Here is a 12700-nt window from a genome sequence, read left to right on the forward strand (position 1 = left end):
GGTAAGAATGGTCTTATGACCGAGAATCTCGACCCTGCTGCGGCCACCCCTGCTCCGGCTCCTACTGCCACGCGCGCACCGCGCCGTTTGCTCGTGGGCCTCTTTGCGCTCGCCGCATTCGTGATCGCTGCTGACCAGCTCAGCAAGTGGTGGGCTGAAGCCAACCTCAGCGGTGGCGAGAACATCCCGATCATCGGTGATCTGCTGTCGTTCCAGCTCGTCTACAACCCCGGCGCTGCCTTCTCGCTTGCCGAGGAATTCACGTGGGTGCTCACGATCATCGCCGCGATCGCCGTCGTCGCCATCACGTGGTACGCGTGGACCGTTCAGTCGCGTGCGTGGGCCGTCGCCCTCGGCATGCTTCTCGGTGGAGCCATCACTCACCTCGGTGACCGCCTGTTCCGTGACCCCGGGTTTGCCCGCGGCCACGTTGTCGACTTCATCAACTACAACGGCTACTTCATCGGCAACATCGCCGACATTGCTCTCGTTGGCGGCGCGATCATGATCGTCATCATTTCGATCATGGGCATTGCAGCAAAGCCTGAACCTGCAACGACCGGTGACGCGGATGCCGCGACCACTCCCACCACGACGGGATGACCGACCTCAGCCTTCGCATGCCCAACACGCGGCTGCGGGCAGTACTCAACTTGGGCACGCGGCGCACTCCGCCGATCGATTTGCCGCCGACGCTTGCGGCGCCGGAACTCTTTGCTGGCTGGGATGACGAAGCCCAGTTAAGTGATCTGCACGTTGAGTATCCGGATGGGCAACTGCACTGCGAAACCACCGCAGAGGGCGTCAGTCACCACTTTCACACGCTGCACGGAGAACCTCGCGAGTCGAGCCCATGGTCGGCAAACGACACTCGCATCCTCGTGCTGTGGGCAACGCGACTAGCCAGCGACTTTCATGCGCTGCTCCCGACTCTGCTCGACGACATCACGCAGGCTGCGGCCTGGCACGATGCCGGTTTCGATCTCTACATCTGCGAAGTGGCAGAACCTGTGCAACTCGACCTGCTGGAGATTGAGGTGGAGGGCGAGCTGCTGACGCTGCCGTGGCTCGGTGCGGGCACCGTGAGCCATGACCACATCGACGGCGAGAATCATCCGATCGCCCTGCTGTGGGGCGCGGGGGAGTCAGAACCTGACCAGCCCATCGCTGAAGCCTGGACTGACCCGCGCACGGGAGAACCGCGCTCGAAAGCGGTACCCGGCGTCGACTGGAACACCATCGGTCTTGCGGCCGAAGAAGTTCTGCCGTGGCTCGAGGGCATCTACCTCAACCACCACGTGATTCCGGATGCCGAGGGCACGTTGCTCAACGCCGTGCTGCGTCGACTCGGCAGCCTCGACGGCGGCGCGTAGCTCTCCGCTGCCTTCGCTACCGCCCCGGGCTTGAAGACGAAGCGTCGCTGCACCTGGAAGCTGATGATGTAGAGCGTCACGTCAGAGAAGACCTTGGCGACCACGAGCGGCACGCCCCAGTCGACCAGCACCGCGAGCCAGACGTAGCTGGAGGCGACGAGTGCCAGCGCCAGAATCACGTAGCGCAGGGCATCCCTCGCCACGTGCTCGTGCGTTCCTGATTGGAAGACGAGGTGGCGGTTGATGAGGAAGTTTACGGATGCACTCACGAGCCGCGCCCCGATCACCGAGACGAGCAGCGAATCGGTGAGGGCAAAGAGCAGAAGCAGGCCAACGGCGTCGATCACGAAAGAGGCGAGGGATGACGAGATGTAGCGCAGTAGCGGCGCGAAGACTCGAATGGAGTCGACGATGGGCCGAAAGTGCGAAGAGGCATTGTGCTGCAAGTAGACCGTCTCAATCTCGATTTCTTCGATGCGGATGCCGGCCGAGCGTGACCCGAGCAACAGGTTCAGTTCGTATTCGAACCGTTCGCCCTTCACATTGAGCAGCCAGTCGAGCATGTTCGCGGGGTAGCCGCGCAGCCCGGTCTGGGTGTCGCGCACGGCAACTCCGGTGGCGAACTTGAATGCTGCACGCGAAACGGCGTTGCCGAAGCGACTGCGGGCGGGAACCTCACCGGCAAAGGCGCGGCCGCCCAGCACCATGGCGCCCTCCGAGGCGTGCAGCTGGGCCGCGACCCGAAGGATGTCGGCCACCGTGTGCTGGCCATCACTGTCGGCGCAGACAACAGCCTCGCCCGGGTGGTTCTTGCGGCTGTAGTTGAAGCCGAACTTGAGGGCGTGTCCCTTGCCGCGGTTGTCGTCGTAACCGATCACGTCGGCTCCGGCGAGCTGGGCGGTGGTGAAGAGATCGGCGTACTCGGGCCCGCTGCCGTCATCGACGATGACGACCTGCAGCTGTGGGGCGGCCTCGCGAAGGGAACTAACGAGCTGCACGAGCCGCGCATCCGGTTCGAAAGAAGGAATCAGGATGATCATGATGCTGCTCCTACGTAGAGGATGTCGGAGGTTTCGCGTTCGCCGCCGTTGGACGGCTGGTTGATTACGGAACCGTTGAAGTACATGGTTGAGGAGCCGCCGCCGTCGAGGTTGTAGGCCGTCGTGGCCCCGAGACTCTGCATGATCTCGGCAAGCTCGGGCAGGGTGACGCCGGCGCTGTAGCCGGGGTCGCGACCATCAACGACCACGAACACGAGGTGGTTGTCGTCGATCACGCCGACCGCGGTTCGCGGCTGATCGCCTTGAATGGAGTGGTTGCCGAAGTTGGTGTCGATTTCGACGTTCTCGATGCCGGCAACAACATCGCCGTCCTCGACGATCGCGGGACCGAACGAGAGTGTATTCCAGACGCCGTCGGCGATCAGCTCGTCGGCAGAGGTCGTGGTTTCGTCGTACACCTCAACGCTGCCGTCGAGGGAGAACGCGAGACCATCGCGTGCTGGCTCGTCACGGTAAGCGACGCCATTGCGGATGACGATGCCGGTGTCTCGAAAGCCGTAGTAGTCGCCGTTGATGGCAAAGATCGCATCGTGTTCAGCGGCGATCGACGAGGTGAGGTCGATGATGTTCTCACCGAAGCTGTTCTGGGCAAATGCTGACCGCAGGGCGGTGGCATCGGTGAGTTCAACATCCGCGACGTAGTAGGTAACGGTGTCGGCACCGCTGCCGGTGACGACGGTGGAGATTGAGACGCTGGCGTCGTCGGAGGTGTAACTCGTGGCGGTGAGAACCGGCTCAGTCGAGGTGGTGACCGTGGGCTCGGTGGCCGTGGTGGTGCTGTTCTCGGCCTCGTATTGGGCGACATCCGAAATCTCGACGTGCTCGATGACGAAGCGGTCGAGGGCCCACGCTGCGGTGCTGCCCAGGCCGAGCACGACCACCAGCACGGAACCGATGATGATGTTCCGCTTTCGGAGCGTTCTCTTGTGCGCTGCTCTCTTTCGCGCTGTTCTGTCTCGCATACGTCAAGAAGTACGCGGGGCGGCTATCACTCTCTAATGGGGACGCTGTGAGCTTGCCATGACGCTCGCGGGAGTGCGCTGAGAGTGCGTGCGCTGGGTCGTGCTAGGGGGAGTGGCGCCTAGAAATCGCGCGTGGTTGCCGCGTCGGTGTCTGATTGTGCAGAGTAACGGCCGAGGTGCACTCGGCGCGAGAAACGGATGATCGGGCGAATCAGCATCTCGACGCTACCCAGCACGAAGAGCCAGGTTCCCGCGTGCGTGAGCTCGGGCGTGAAAAAGAAAATGCTGCCCACGAGAAAGAGCAGGCCGATCAGGATGTCGTTGACGATGCTGATGACTTCGTAGCGTTGGCGAATCACCAGTTCTTCGCGCCCGATCCGCAGTACGAGCGGGTTCGAAGTGCCGCTGTTGCGGTTGTCACCGCGAGTGCTGTCGGAGGCTGCGGAAGTGGTGTCGCCCATGCGTTCGGTCCTTTGCTTGGTCAGCGCGCGTGGCCCACAGTTTCGCAGGCTCCGCGGCGGGATGCCACACGGGGCTGTCTGTGAGCCAAGCGATGTGCTGGGATCCACCGCACTCCGGGCACACGAAAGGGCCTGCGACCGATCAGTCGCAGGCCCTTCGTCCTGGGGGAGGTGTGCGGGGTAAGGCTTACTCCTCGGTGTCGCTTTCGGTGTTGGTGCTGTCGTCAGCGGAGCCGCTGCGGTCACCCATCTGGCCGCGATCTCCGCGCTCACCACGATCGGCGCGGTCGCCACGGTCTCCGCGCTCGCCGTTGCCGGCGTCGGGGTTGGCTTCGCGCTCGGCTTCATGCTCGGCGCGAAGTTCGGTAAGGGCAGCGGTAAGGGTGTCTTCGTCCACGTTGAGTTCGGCGGCGAGGGCGGTCACGAGGGCTGCTCGGCGCTCATCCTTCGCTGTCGTTCGTTCTTCTTCGGTGGCGTCGGAATCGAGCCGCTCGGGGCGCTCAGAGCTGTCGCGCAACGCTGCAAAAGCATCCGATACTTCGGTTTCGGTGAGGTCAAGCTTGGTGGCGAGGCCTGCCGCGTCGAGGCCGCGAGCGTGACCGCGCCCGGCGTGCTCGCCGCTGGTCGTCTTGTCTGTGGTGGTATCGGAGGCAACTGTCGTGCTGGCGGTCTCGATGGTGTCAGCCTGGGCGGGCAAAGCAATGCCCAGTCCGACACAGGAGGCCAAAACTACGCCGGCTGCTCCTGTGATCAGTTTCTTGTTCATGGTTGATCCTTTTCGTCCTATCCGGAATCTCCGGTGTACGTGATCAACAGTGCGCGCCAGTTCTATCAAAACGCTGTGGTGAGTCTGCGCAGGTCATGGGCAAGTTCTGCCGTTCGGCTATGAAGTGTGCGGCTATGAAGAGTGAACGGGCTTGTTTGTCGGCGCGAAGGCGAGAACGACCAGTGAGAGCCCAATAACGCTGAGGCCGATCCAGCCCAGGCTGCTCAAACGCTCACCAACGACTAGCACCGCGAGAATTGCGGCGACCGCCGGTTCGCTCAGGGTGATGGCGGTTGCGGTGCTGGCGGGCACGCGCGCAAGTCCGTACCCAAAGAGCAGGTAGCCGAGGAACATCGGAACGATGACCATGTAGGCGGCGACGCTGAAGTTCTGCGCATTCGCGAGGAGCGGGGCCCCGGTGACCGCGAGCACGGGCATCAGCAGGGCTCCACCCACGCCGAAGATTGCGCCCATGGATGCGGCACGGCTAACGCCGCGACTCATCAGTCGTTGTGCGGACCACGAGTAGGTGGCGTAGGTGCCGCCGGCGACGAGACCCAACAGGATGCCCAGCACGGTCTGCACGGTTTCGCTGGGTTCGTTGCTCATTTTGGCGAGACAGAGCACGATGCTGCCGATGATTCCGAGACCTGCGGCGAATAGCCACCACTTGCTCAGCGGGGTGCGCTGAATGATGCGCTCGAGGAGCCCGGATGCGAGCGGTGCCGAAGCCAAAGAGACCACCGAGCCGAGCGCGACGCCAGCGAGGTGCATCGAGCTATAAAAGGCGAGGGGATAGATCGCGACGGCGATCGCTCCGACAATGAGCGAGGTGCGGTTGGCTTTCAGCTGGGGGAGCGCTCGGCGTAACGCAGGGATGGCGATAAGGGCTTGCAGGAGCCCGCCAAGTCCGAGCGCGGCGGCACCGATCGCGAGGGGGCCGACGTCGGGGGCGAAAGTTGCCACGGTGCCGGTGGTGCCCCAAAGGATCGAGGTCGTTGTGATTGCGGCGAAGGCCAGCGAACGCTGACGGTTCATGCTCCGTCTCGCAGTCGTGTTCGTGCGGGTCGATTTCGCACCGAATTCTCGTTCATGCGTCGAGGGCGGCTAGCGCCATCCGCTCGAGCACGGCACTGGTGGCGCCGGCACGCCCGCTGTGGGGAGTGGAGTTGATGAGCCCGAAGGTGGCGTGGGCGCGGGTGCGCAGCTCGGTGGTCGCGGCATCCGGATGCAGTTGTGAGAGCACGCCAACCCACAGTTCAACGTAGCTGCGCTGCAGGGCGCGCACGTCGTGTTGGTCGCTGGCGGTGAGGCTGTCGAGGTCGCGATCTTGAACGCGGATGACGTCGGCATTGCCGAGCGCAAATTCAACATGAAATTGAACGAGGCTTTCGAGCGCGGCTCGCGGTGTGGCAGCGTGCTCGATCACGGTCTGCGCCCCGCGACACAGGTTGGAGCTGGCGTCGACCAGAATCGCGGCGAGCACATCTTGTTTGCCGTCGAAGTGGCGGTACACAGCGGGGCCGCTCACGCCGGCGGCGGAGCCGAGTTCTTCGAGCGAGACGCGCGTGAAGCCGCGCTCGGCGAAGAGGCTGGCGGCGGCGTCGAGGAGGGCCTCGCGTCGGTCGGCCTTCGCTTGGCTGCGCGGAGTTGGCGTCTCGTTCATGTTCTGAGTCTAGACAGTTCGGTTAATGCTCGCTAACCTAAATTCAGTTAGTAATGACTAACCCAAGTGGCCACAAGCTACGCAGAACGAAGGTGTTCGATGGAGAAGATTTCCACGGCCGCTCAACCGTCCCACCCGACGTTTGCGGCTAACGAAGAGTCAATGCGCGGCCTTGTCGAGCAATTGCGCGAACGACTCGCGACGACGGCTCTCGGCGGCTCGGAGAAATCTCGCGAACGCCATGTTTCCCGCGGCAAGCTGCTGCCTCGCGATCGCGTCGATGAACTGCTCGATGAGGGCAGCCCCTTCATAGAGATCGCCCCGCTCGCCGCGAATGGAATATACGACGACCAGGCTCCCGGCGCTGGCGTGATTGCGGGTATCGGCCTCATCCACTCTCGCCCCGTGCTCGTGATCTCCAACGACGCGACGGTCAAGGGCGGCACCTACTTTCCGCTCACGGTGAAGAAGCATTTGCGGGCTCAAGAGATTGCGCTCGAGAACAAGCTGCCGTGCGTGTACCTCGTTGACTCGGGTGGCGCTTTTCTCCCGATGCAAGACGAGGTCTTTCCCGATCGCGATCACTTCGGGCGCATCTTCTACAACCAGGCTCGGCTCTCGGCGGCCGGCATCCCCCAGATTGCTTCGGTTATGGGCTCCTGCACCGCCGGTGGTGCTTACGTGCCGGCGATGAGCGACGAAACGATCATCGTGCGTAATCAGGGCACGATCTTCTTGGGCGGCCCGCCGCTCGTGAAGGCCGCCATTGGCGAGATCGTCACGGCCGAAGATCTCGGCGGGGGAGACGTGCACGCGCGCACCTCCGGCGTCACCGACCACCTCGCCGACGACGACCGCCACGCGCTCGAAATTGTGCGGGACATCATCAAGACGATCCCGAAGCCTGCTGCTCCCGCGTGGGATGTTGTTGCCTCGCGGCCTCCCGCCGTCAACCCTGACGAGCTTTACGGGGTCGTACCCACCGACGTGCAAAGCCCCTACGAAGTGCGCGAAGTGATCGCGCGGCTCGTCGATGGCAGCGAGTTCCACGAGTTCAAGAAGGAATACGGCACGACGCTCATCACCGGGTTCGCGACGCTGCACGGGCATCCGATCGGCATCGTCGCCAACGCCGGGGTGCTGTTCAGCGAATCGGCGCTCAAGGGCGCTCACTTCATCGAACTGTGTGATCAGCGCGGCATCCCGCTGCTGTTCCTGCAGAACATTTCTGGGTTCATGGTCGGCAAGGAATATGAAGCCGGCGGCATTGCCAAGAACGGCGCCAAAATGGTGACCGCGGTCGCAACGACGCGCGTTCCCAAGTTCACGGTCGTGATCGGCGGCTCGTTCGGTGCCGGCAACTACTCGATGTGTGGCCGCTCGTATTCGCCACGCTTCTTGTGGATGTGGCCCAACGCCCGCATTTCGGTCATGGGCGGCCCTCAGGCTGCTGCCGTGCTCTCCACGGTGCGCCGCGACCAGCTCGGCGAAGACGCCTTCACCGACGACGACAAGGTCGCGTTCGAGAAGCCCATCCGCGAGCAGTATGAACGCCAGGGCAGCCCCTACTATTCGACAGCTCGCCTGTGGGATGACGGAATCATTGACCCCAAAGACACCAGAGACGTGCTCGGCATGGCCCTCGATATCGCCGCGGCCACCCCGCTGCCTGAGCCGGGCTTCGGCCTCTTCCGGATGTGATTGCCATGTTCTCTGCCGTTCTGGTCGCCAATCGTGGCGAAATTTCCTGTCGCATCACGCGCACCCTGCACTCGATGGGCATCCGTTCGATCGCGGTCTACACCGAGCACGATCGTGACGCGAAGCACGTTCAAGTGGCGGATGCCGCGGTGCTCATCGACAGCTACCTCTCGGTCGAATCGATCGTTGCTGCCGCTCATGCCGTAGACGGCATGCATGCTGAGGCGGTTCACCCGGGCTATGGCTTCCTCTCCGAGAATGCACAGCTGGCTGAGGCCTGCGCCGCTGCCGGAATCACGTTCATCGGCCCCGGTGTCGAAGCACTCGAGATCATGGGTGACAAGATCGCGTCGAAGAAGCACGTGACTGAGCGTGGCGTCGCTGTGATCCCCGGCATCGCTGAGCCGGGCATGACGAACGATGATCTGGTCGCTGCTGCTACCGAGGTCGGATTCCCGCTGCTGATCAAGCCATCGGCTGGTGGTGGTGGCAAGGGCATGACGATCGTGCGCCAGCCCGACGCCGTTGCTGGTGCACTCGACTCTGCTCACCGTGTGGCCAGTGCCGCGTTCGGCGATGACACTCTCTTCCTTGAGCGCCTCGTCGAGAAGCCCCGCCACATCGAGGTGCAGGTGCTGGCCGATAGTCACGGCACGATCATCCACTTGGGCGAACGCGAATGTTCGCTGCAGCGTCGCCACCAGAAGATCATCGAAGAAGCCCCATCCCCGCTGCTCGATGAGGCAACGCGGCAGCGCATTGGCGAAGCAGCGTGCGAGGTTGCGCGCAGCGTGAGCTACATCGGTGCCGGAACCGTCGAGTTCCTCGTCTCCGACAATGCTCCCGACGAGTTCTTCTTCATGGAGATGAACACGCGACTGCAAGTGGAGCACCCGGTCACCGAAATGGTCACCGGCATCGACCTTGTGGAGTGGCAAGTGCGAATCGCTGCTGGCGAGAAGCTCACGGTGGAGACACCGGTGCTTACGGGTCACTCGGTTGAGGCGCGCATCTACTCCGAAGATCCTGCCAACGACTTCTTGCCCTCCGCCGGTCAGATCGTGCACCTGCACGAGGCCGGCGACGGCAGTGCGGCCAGCGCTGGCACAAGCAGCGCCAGCACGACCGACACCGCAGCGGCCAACGTCCGCGTCGACAGCTCGCTCATCCAGGGCGGCACAGTCTCGGCCAACTACGACCCGATGCTTGCCAAGGTGATCGCCCACGGCGCCACGCGCGCCGAAGCACTCCGAGCCCTCGACCGTGCTCTCGCCGACACCGTCATCCTCGGCGTCACCACCAACATCGAATTCCTCCGCGCCCTCCTCAACCGCGACGACGTACAAGCCGGCGATCTCGACACCGGCCTCATCGAGCGCGCGCTTGCCGAGATCGAGTTCACCGCCCCCACTCCGGCGGTGCTCGCAGCGGCGGCTCTGAGCATCCATTCCGAGCGCTGGATGCCGGGCTCACCTTGGCAGCAGCCCAGCGGATGGCGTGTGGGCCAGCATCGCCCTGCCCGCTACCGTCTCGCTTGTGCGGGGCAGGTGCACGAGGTTCTGGTTGCCGGCCCACCCAACGCAGCGGAAGTCACGATCGACGGCACCACCACTCCGGCGCGCTTGACGAGCACCGGTGTCGAGTGGGGTGCGCAGAGCATCCGTCTCGCCATGGAAACAGTCGACGCCACGGTGTGGGTTGGGCAGGAGGGCACTTCCTGGGCTCTCACTGCGCAGTCTCGCGCCGAGTCGTTGGCCGACCACCGCGCCACGCTCGCGAGAGTCGCCGGCGTGGTCGATCCCGAGTTGCGTTCGCCCATGCCCGGCACCGTTGTGGCCGTTGCGGTGGCGAACGGAGATTCTGTGACTGCCGGTCAGACGGTGCTCACGATTGAAGCCATGAAGATGGAACACCCCGTTGTCGCAACCCTCGATGGGGTTGTCGACATCAGCTTGAAGCCTGGCGATCTGGTCACACGCGATCAGATCGTTGCCCGAATCGAATCGCCACAAGCGAGCACTGAAGGAGAAACCTCATGAGTCACGACGCTACCCGCGGCGAAATCACCCACCTCGGCCTCACCGATGAGCAATTGAAGTTGAGCGCTGACGTGCGCGATTTTGCGGACAAGGTTGTTGCCCCGGCAGCGTATGAGTACGACACGAAGCGTGAACTGCCTTACGGCATCATCGCCCAGATGGGTGAGATGGGTCTCTTCGGTTTGCCGTTCCCCAAGGAGTTTGGCGGGCAGGGCAAGGACTACGTTTCGCTGTGCCTCGCGATTGAGCAGCTTGCTCGCGTTGACCAGTCGATCGCGGTGACGCTCGAGGCCGGCATCGGTCTTGGCGCGATGCCGATCTTCAAGCACGGTAGCGAAGAGCAGAAGCAGCAGTGGGTTCCGATGCTCGCGCGCGGTGAAGCTCTCGCTGGTTTCGGGCTGACCGAAGCGGATGCCGGCTCCGATGCTGCGGGAACCAAGACCACTGCCGAGCTCGTCGATGGCGAATGGGTCATCAATGGCACGAAGCAGTTCATCACTAACTCGGGCAGCGAGATCACGAAGGTCGTGACGGTCACGGCGGTCACGGGTCGTCGGGAGAATGGCAAGCCTGAGCTGAGCGCCATCCTCGTTCCAAACGGTACGCCCGGCTTCACGGTGCACCCGCCCTACGACAAGGTCGGCTGGCACACTTCTGACACGCATCCGCTGTCGTTCGACAACGTGCGCGTGCCCGAAGAGAACCTGATGGGGGAGCGCGGCCGTGGCTTTGCGAACTTCATTGAGGCTCTGGATGAGGGTCGCGTCGCTTTCTCGGCACTCTGCACCGGTGCGGCTCAGGGCTGCCTGGAGGAGTCGATCCGTTACGCCAACGAGCGTCACGTCTTCGGTCGTTCGATTGGCTCGAACCAGCACATTGCGTTCAAGATTGCGCGGATGCAGGCGCGGGTTCACTCGGCACGCTTGGCAACGTACGACGCAGCCCGCAAACTGGTTGCCGGAGTTCCTTTCAAGATGGAGGCGAGCTTGGCGAAAATGATCAGCAGCGAGGCGGCCATGGATAACGCTCGGGATGCCACCCAAATCTTTGGTGGCTATGGCTTCATGAACGAGAACCCTGTCGCTCGCCACTACCGTGACTCGAAGGTGCTGGAGCTCGGTGAGGGCACCACTGAGGTGCAGATGATGGTCATTGCTCGTGAGCTGGGATTCGCGACCCTATGACCGGCAAACGTATTCAGCAGCGCGGTCTCTGGTTCGACGAGTTCGAGGAGGGCGCGGTCTATCTGCACGCGCCCGGCCGCACCGTCACCGAGGCTGACAATGTTCTCTTCACGACGATGACGATGAACACGCAGTCGCTGCACTTGGATGCCGCGTGGTCGGAGCAGCAGCCGTTCGGGCAGCGTTTGGTGAACTCGATGTTCACGCTCTCGACGATGGTGGGGGCATCCGTCGCTCAACTGACTCAGGGCACGATTGTGGCGAACTTGGGCTTCACCGAGGTCAACTTTCCGCATCCGCTGTATCACGGCGACACGATGTATTCCGAGAGTGAGGTGCTGGAGAAGCGGCTCTCGAAGTCGCGCCCCGGCCAGGGAATCATCTCGTTGCGTCACACGGCCAAGAACCAGGACGGTGTTGTGGTGGCTGTCGCAACCCGTTCGGTGATGGTGTGGACTGAGGAGGGCGCACCGTGATTTTCACTTTAGGGCCGTCGATTCTGTTTGTTCCGGGCGATCGCCCCGACCGTTATGCCAAGGCGCTGGAGCGCGCGGATGCCATCATCATTGACCTTGAGGATGCCGTTGCCAGCGTCGATAAGGCTGCGGCCCGCGCTGCTCTGATCGCTAACCCGATGGATCCGGCCCGCACGATTGTGCGACTGAATCCGGCGGGCACCGAGGATCACGATAGTGACCTCGAGGCGTTGGAGCAGACGGAGTACCGCACGGTGATGCTCTCCAAGTCGGAGTCGGTTGCTGACTTCGATGCGCTGAAAGAGCTCGACGTGATAGCCCTGTGCGAGACGGCGCGGGGTGTGCTGGCGGCCACAAGTCTGGCGGCGCTGGATTGCGTGGTTGCCCTCATGTGGGGTGCCGAAGATTTGGTGGCATCGCTCGGCGGATCATCGTCGCGCGAAGATTCCGGCCCGTACCGTGGTGTCGCGTTGCACGCGCGCTCGTCGGTGTTGTTGGCAGCCGGTGCCTATTCGAAGGCTGTGATTGATGCGGTGCATCTCGACATCGCAGACCTGGAGGGTCTCGGTGCTGAGGCTCGGGATGCCGCGGCTCTCGGGTTCACGGCAACGGCCTGCATTCATCCCTCTCAGGTCGCTATTGTGCGCGAAAGTTATGCGCCCACGGTCGAGCAAATCGCGTCGGCACGGGCACTTCTCGCCGCCGCGGAATCGCAGCCTGGCGTCTTCAGCTTCGAGGGCCGCATGGTCGACGGCCCCATCCTGCGGCACGCGGAGTGCGTGGTAGCGCGGGCGGGGTTGCGGGAGGGTTGAAGCCAATCTATTGCCCGGGAGAACTGCGGACACGGCACTCGGTCGGCTGCGTTCGCGTTGAAACTGGGGGCATACCCGATCAGCTGCGTGGTTTGGGCCAATGTGCCTCATATCTGTCGAGGTGTCTGCTGATTTAAACAGATGGTTGTGACACGTAGTTATGAGAATTCATTCTGATTTCCGAGCCGCGGAAAATCAG

The 12700-nt window shown here is 63.1% G+C and carries 13 protein-coding genes; 7 read left to right on the top strand and 6 right to left on the bottom strand.

The genetic code is table 11. The features are described 5' to 3' along the window. The first annotated feature begins 15 nt into the window (after positions 1-15). The gene (locus CLV85_RS06140) at positions 16-603 is read left to right on the top strand and encodes a signal peptidase II (protein ID WP_100388679.1); all 588 of its coding nucleotides are present in this window, start codon (positions 16-18) and stop codon (positions 601-603) included. After that, positions 600-1373, top strand: a complete 774-nt coding sequence (locus tag CLV85_RS06145; protein ID WP_100388680.1) for a hypothetical protein — start codon at positions 600-602, stop codon at positions 1371-1373. The genes CLV85_RS06140 and CLV85_RS06145 overlap by 4 nt, the downstream gene beginning before the upstream one ends. Here the strand turns inward: CLV85_RS06145 and CLV85_RS06150 are convergent. From CLV85_RS06150 to CLV85_RS06175, 6 genes are all read right to left on the bottom strand, one after another. Beyond that, positions 1283-2413 carry a bifunctional glycosyltransferase family 2/GtrA family protein gene (locus CLV85_RS06150; protein ID WP_100388681.1) on the bottom strand — a complete coding sequence of 377 codons (1131 nt, stop codon included), beginning with the start codon at positions 2411-2413 and terminating at the stop codon, positions 1283-1285. The genes CLV85_RS06145 and CLV85_RS06150 overlap by 91 nt on opposite strands. Then, on the bottom strand, positions 2410-3396 hold the full coding sequence (locus tag CLV85_RS06155; protein ID WP_100388682.1) for a phosphodiester glycosidase family protein: 987 nt from the start codon (positions 3394-3396) through the stop codon (positions 2410-2412). The genes CLV85_RS06150 and CLV85_RS06155 overlap by 4 nt, the downstream gene beginning before the upstream one ends. A gap of 119 nt (positions 3397-3515) precedes the next feature. Next, positions 3516-3857, bottom strand: a complete 342-nt coding sequence (locus CLV85_RS06160; RefSeq protein ID WP_100388683.1) for a YrhK family protein — start codon at positions 3855-3857, stop codon at positions 3516-3518. Positions 3858-4044: 187 nt separating this feature from the next. After that, a complete protein-coding gene (locus tag CLV85_RS06165; protein WP_100388684.1) occupies positions 4045-4623 on the bottom strand; it encodes a hypothetical protein in 579 nt (192 codons plus the stop codon). Between the two features lie 132 nt (positions 4624-4755). After that, positions 4756-5661 (bottom strand): DMT family transporter, encoded by a 906-nt coding sequence (locus CLV85_RS06170; RefSeq protein ID WP_100388685.1) that lies wholly within the window; start codon positions 5659-5661, stop codon positions 4756-4758. Positions 5662-5713: 52 nt separating this feature from the next. After that, entirely contained in the window at positions 5714-6289 is a 576-nt protein-coding gene (locus tag CLV85_RS06175) for a TetR/AcrR family transcriptional regulator (RefSeq protein ID WP_100388686.1), read from the bottom strand. Between the two features lie 99 nt (positions 6290-6388). Between CLV85_RS06175 and CLV85_RS06180 the strand changes: the two genes are divergently transcribed. The 5 genes from CLV85_RS06180 to CLV85_RS06200 are packed head-to-tail and all read left to right on the top strand — an operon-like array spanning position 6389 to position 12501. Continuing rightward, positions 6389-7990 (top strand): carboxyl transferase domain-containing protein, encoded by a 1602-nt coding sequence (locus CLV85_RS06180; protein WP_100388687.1) that lies wholly within the window; start codon positions 6389-6391, stop codon positions 7988-7990. Between the two features lie 5 nt (positions 7991-7995). After that, the gene (locus CLV85_RS06185; protein WP_100389284.1) at positions 7996-10029 is read left to right on the top strand and encodes an ATP-binding protein; all 2034 of its coding nucleotides are present in this window, start codon (positions 7996-7998) and stop codon (positions 10027-10029) included. Beyond that, positions 10026-11213 carry an acyl-CoA dehydrogenase family protein gene (locus tag CLV85_RS06190; RefSeq protein ID WP_100388688.1) on the top strand — a complete coding sequence of 396 codons (1188 nt, stop codon included), beginning with the start codon at positions 10026-10028 and terminating at the stop codon, positions 11211-11213. Before CLV85_RS06185 ends, CLV85_RS06190 begins: the two co-directional genes overlap by 4 nt. Then, entirely contained in the window at positions 11210-11689 is a 480-nt protein-coding gene (locus CLV85_RS06195) for a MaoC family dehydratase (RefSeq protein WP_100388689.1), read from the top strand. The genes CLV85_RS06190 and CLV85_RS06195 overlap by 4 nt, the downstream gene beginning before the upstream one ends. Continuing rightward, a complete protein-coding gene (locus CLV85_RS06200) occupies positions 11686-12501 on the top strand; it encodes an HpcH/HpaI aldolase/citrate lyase family protein (RefSeq protein WP_100388690.1) in 816 nt (271 codons plus the stop codon). The genes CLV85_RS06195 and CLV85_RS06200 overlap by 4 nt, the downstream gene beginning before the upstream one ends. Positions 12502-12700: the final 199 nt, after the last annotated feature.

Source organism: Salinibacterium amurskyense, from assembly GCF_002797685.1.
In the GTDB taxonomy this organism is placed as follows: domain Bacteria; phylum Actinomycetota; class Actinomycetes; order Actinomycetales; family Microbacteriaceae; genus Rhodoglobus; species Rhodoglobus amurskyensis.

Bases quoted from the DNA above. Each gene is read 5' to 3' on its own strand.
- CLV85_RS06150 (WP_100388681.1), bottom strand. From the start codon at position 2,413: ATGATCATCCTGATTCCTTCTTTCGAACCGGATGCGCGGCTCGTGCAG.
- CLV85_RS06170 (WP_100388685.1), bottom strand. From the start codon at position 5,661: ATGAACCGTCAGCGTTCGCTGGCCTTCGCCGCAATCACAACGACCTCG.
- CLV85_RS06140 (WP_100388679.1), top strand. From the start codon at position 16: ATGACCGAGAATCTCGACCCTGCTGCGGCCACCCCTGCTCCGGCTCCT.
- CLV85_RS06175 (WP_100388686.1), bottom strand. From the start codon at position 6,289: ATGAACGAGACGCCAACTCCGCGCAGCCAAGCGAAGGCCGACCGACGC.
- CLV85_RS06185 (WP_100389284.1), top strand. From the start codon at position 7,996: ATGTTCTCTGCCGTTCTGGTCGCCAATCGTGGCGAAATTTCCTGTCGC.
- CLV85_RS06195 (WP_100388689.1), top strand. From the start codon at position 11,210: ATGACCGGCAAACGTATTCAGCAGCGCGGTCTCTGGTTCGACGAGTTC.
- CLV85_RS06190 (WP_100388688.1), top strand. From the start codon at position 10,026: ATGAGTCACGACGCTACCCGCGGCGAAATCACCCACCTCGGCCTCACC.
- CLV85_RS06155 (WP_100388682.1), bottom strand. From the start codon at position 3,396: ATGCGAGACAGAACAGCGCGAAAGAGAGCAGCGCACAAGAGAACGCTC.
- CLV85_RS06145 (WP_100388680.1), top strand. From the start codon at position 600: ATGACCGACCTCAGCCTTCGCATGCCCAACACGCGGCTGCGGGCAGTA.
- CLV85_RS06180 (WP_100388687.1), top strand. From the start codon at position 6,389: ATGGAGAAGATTTCCACGGCCGCTCAACCGTCCCACCCGACGTTTGCG.
- CLV85_RS06165 (WP_100388684.1), bottom strand. From the start codon at position 4,623: ATGAACAAGAAACTGATCACAGGAGCAGCCGGCGTAGTTTTGGCCTCC.
- CLV85_RS06160 (WP_100388683.1), bottom strand. From the start codon at position 3,857: ATGGGCGACACCACTTCCGCAGCCTCCGACAGCACTCGCGGTGACAAC.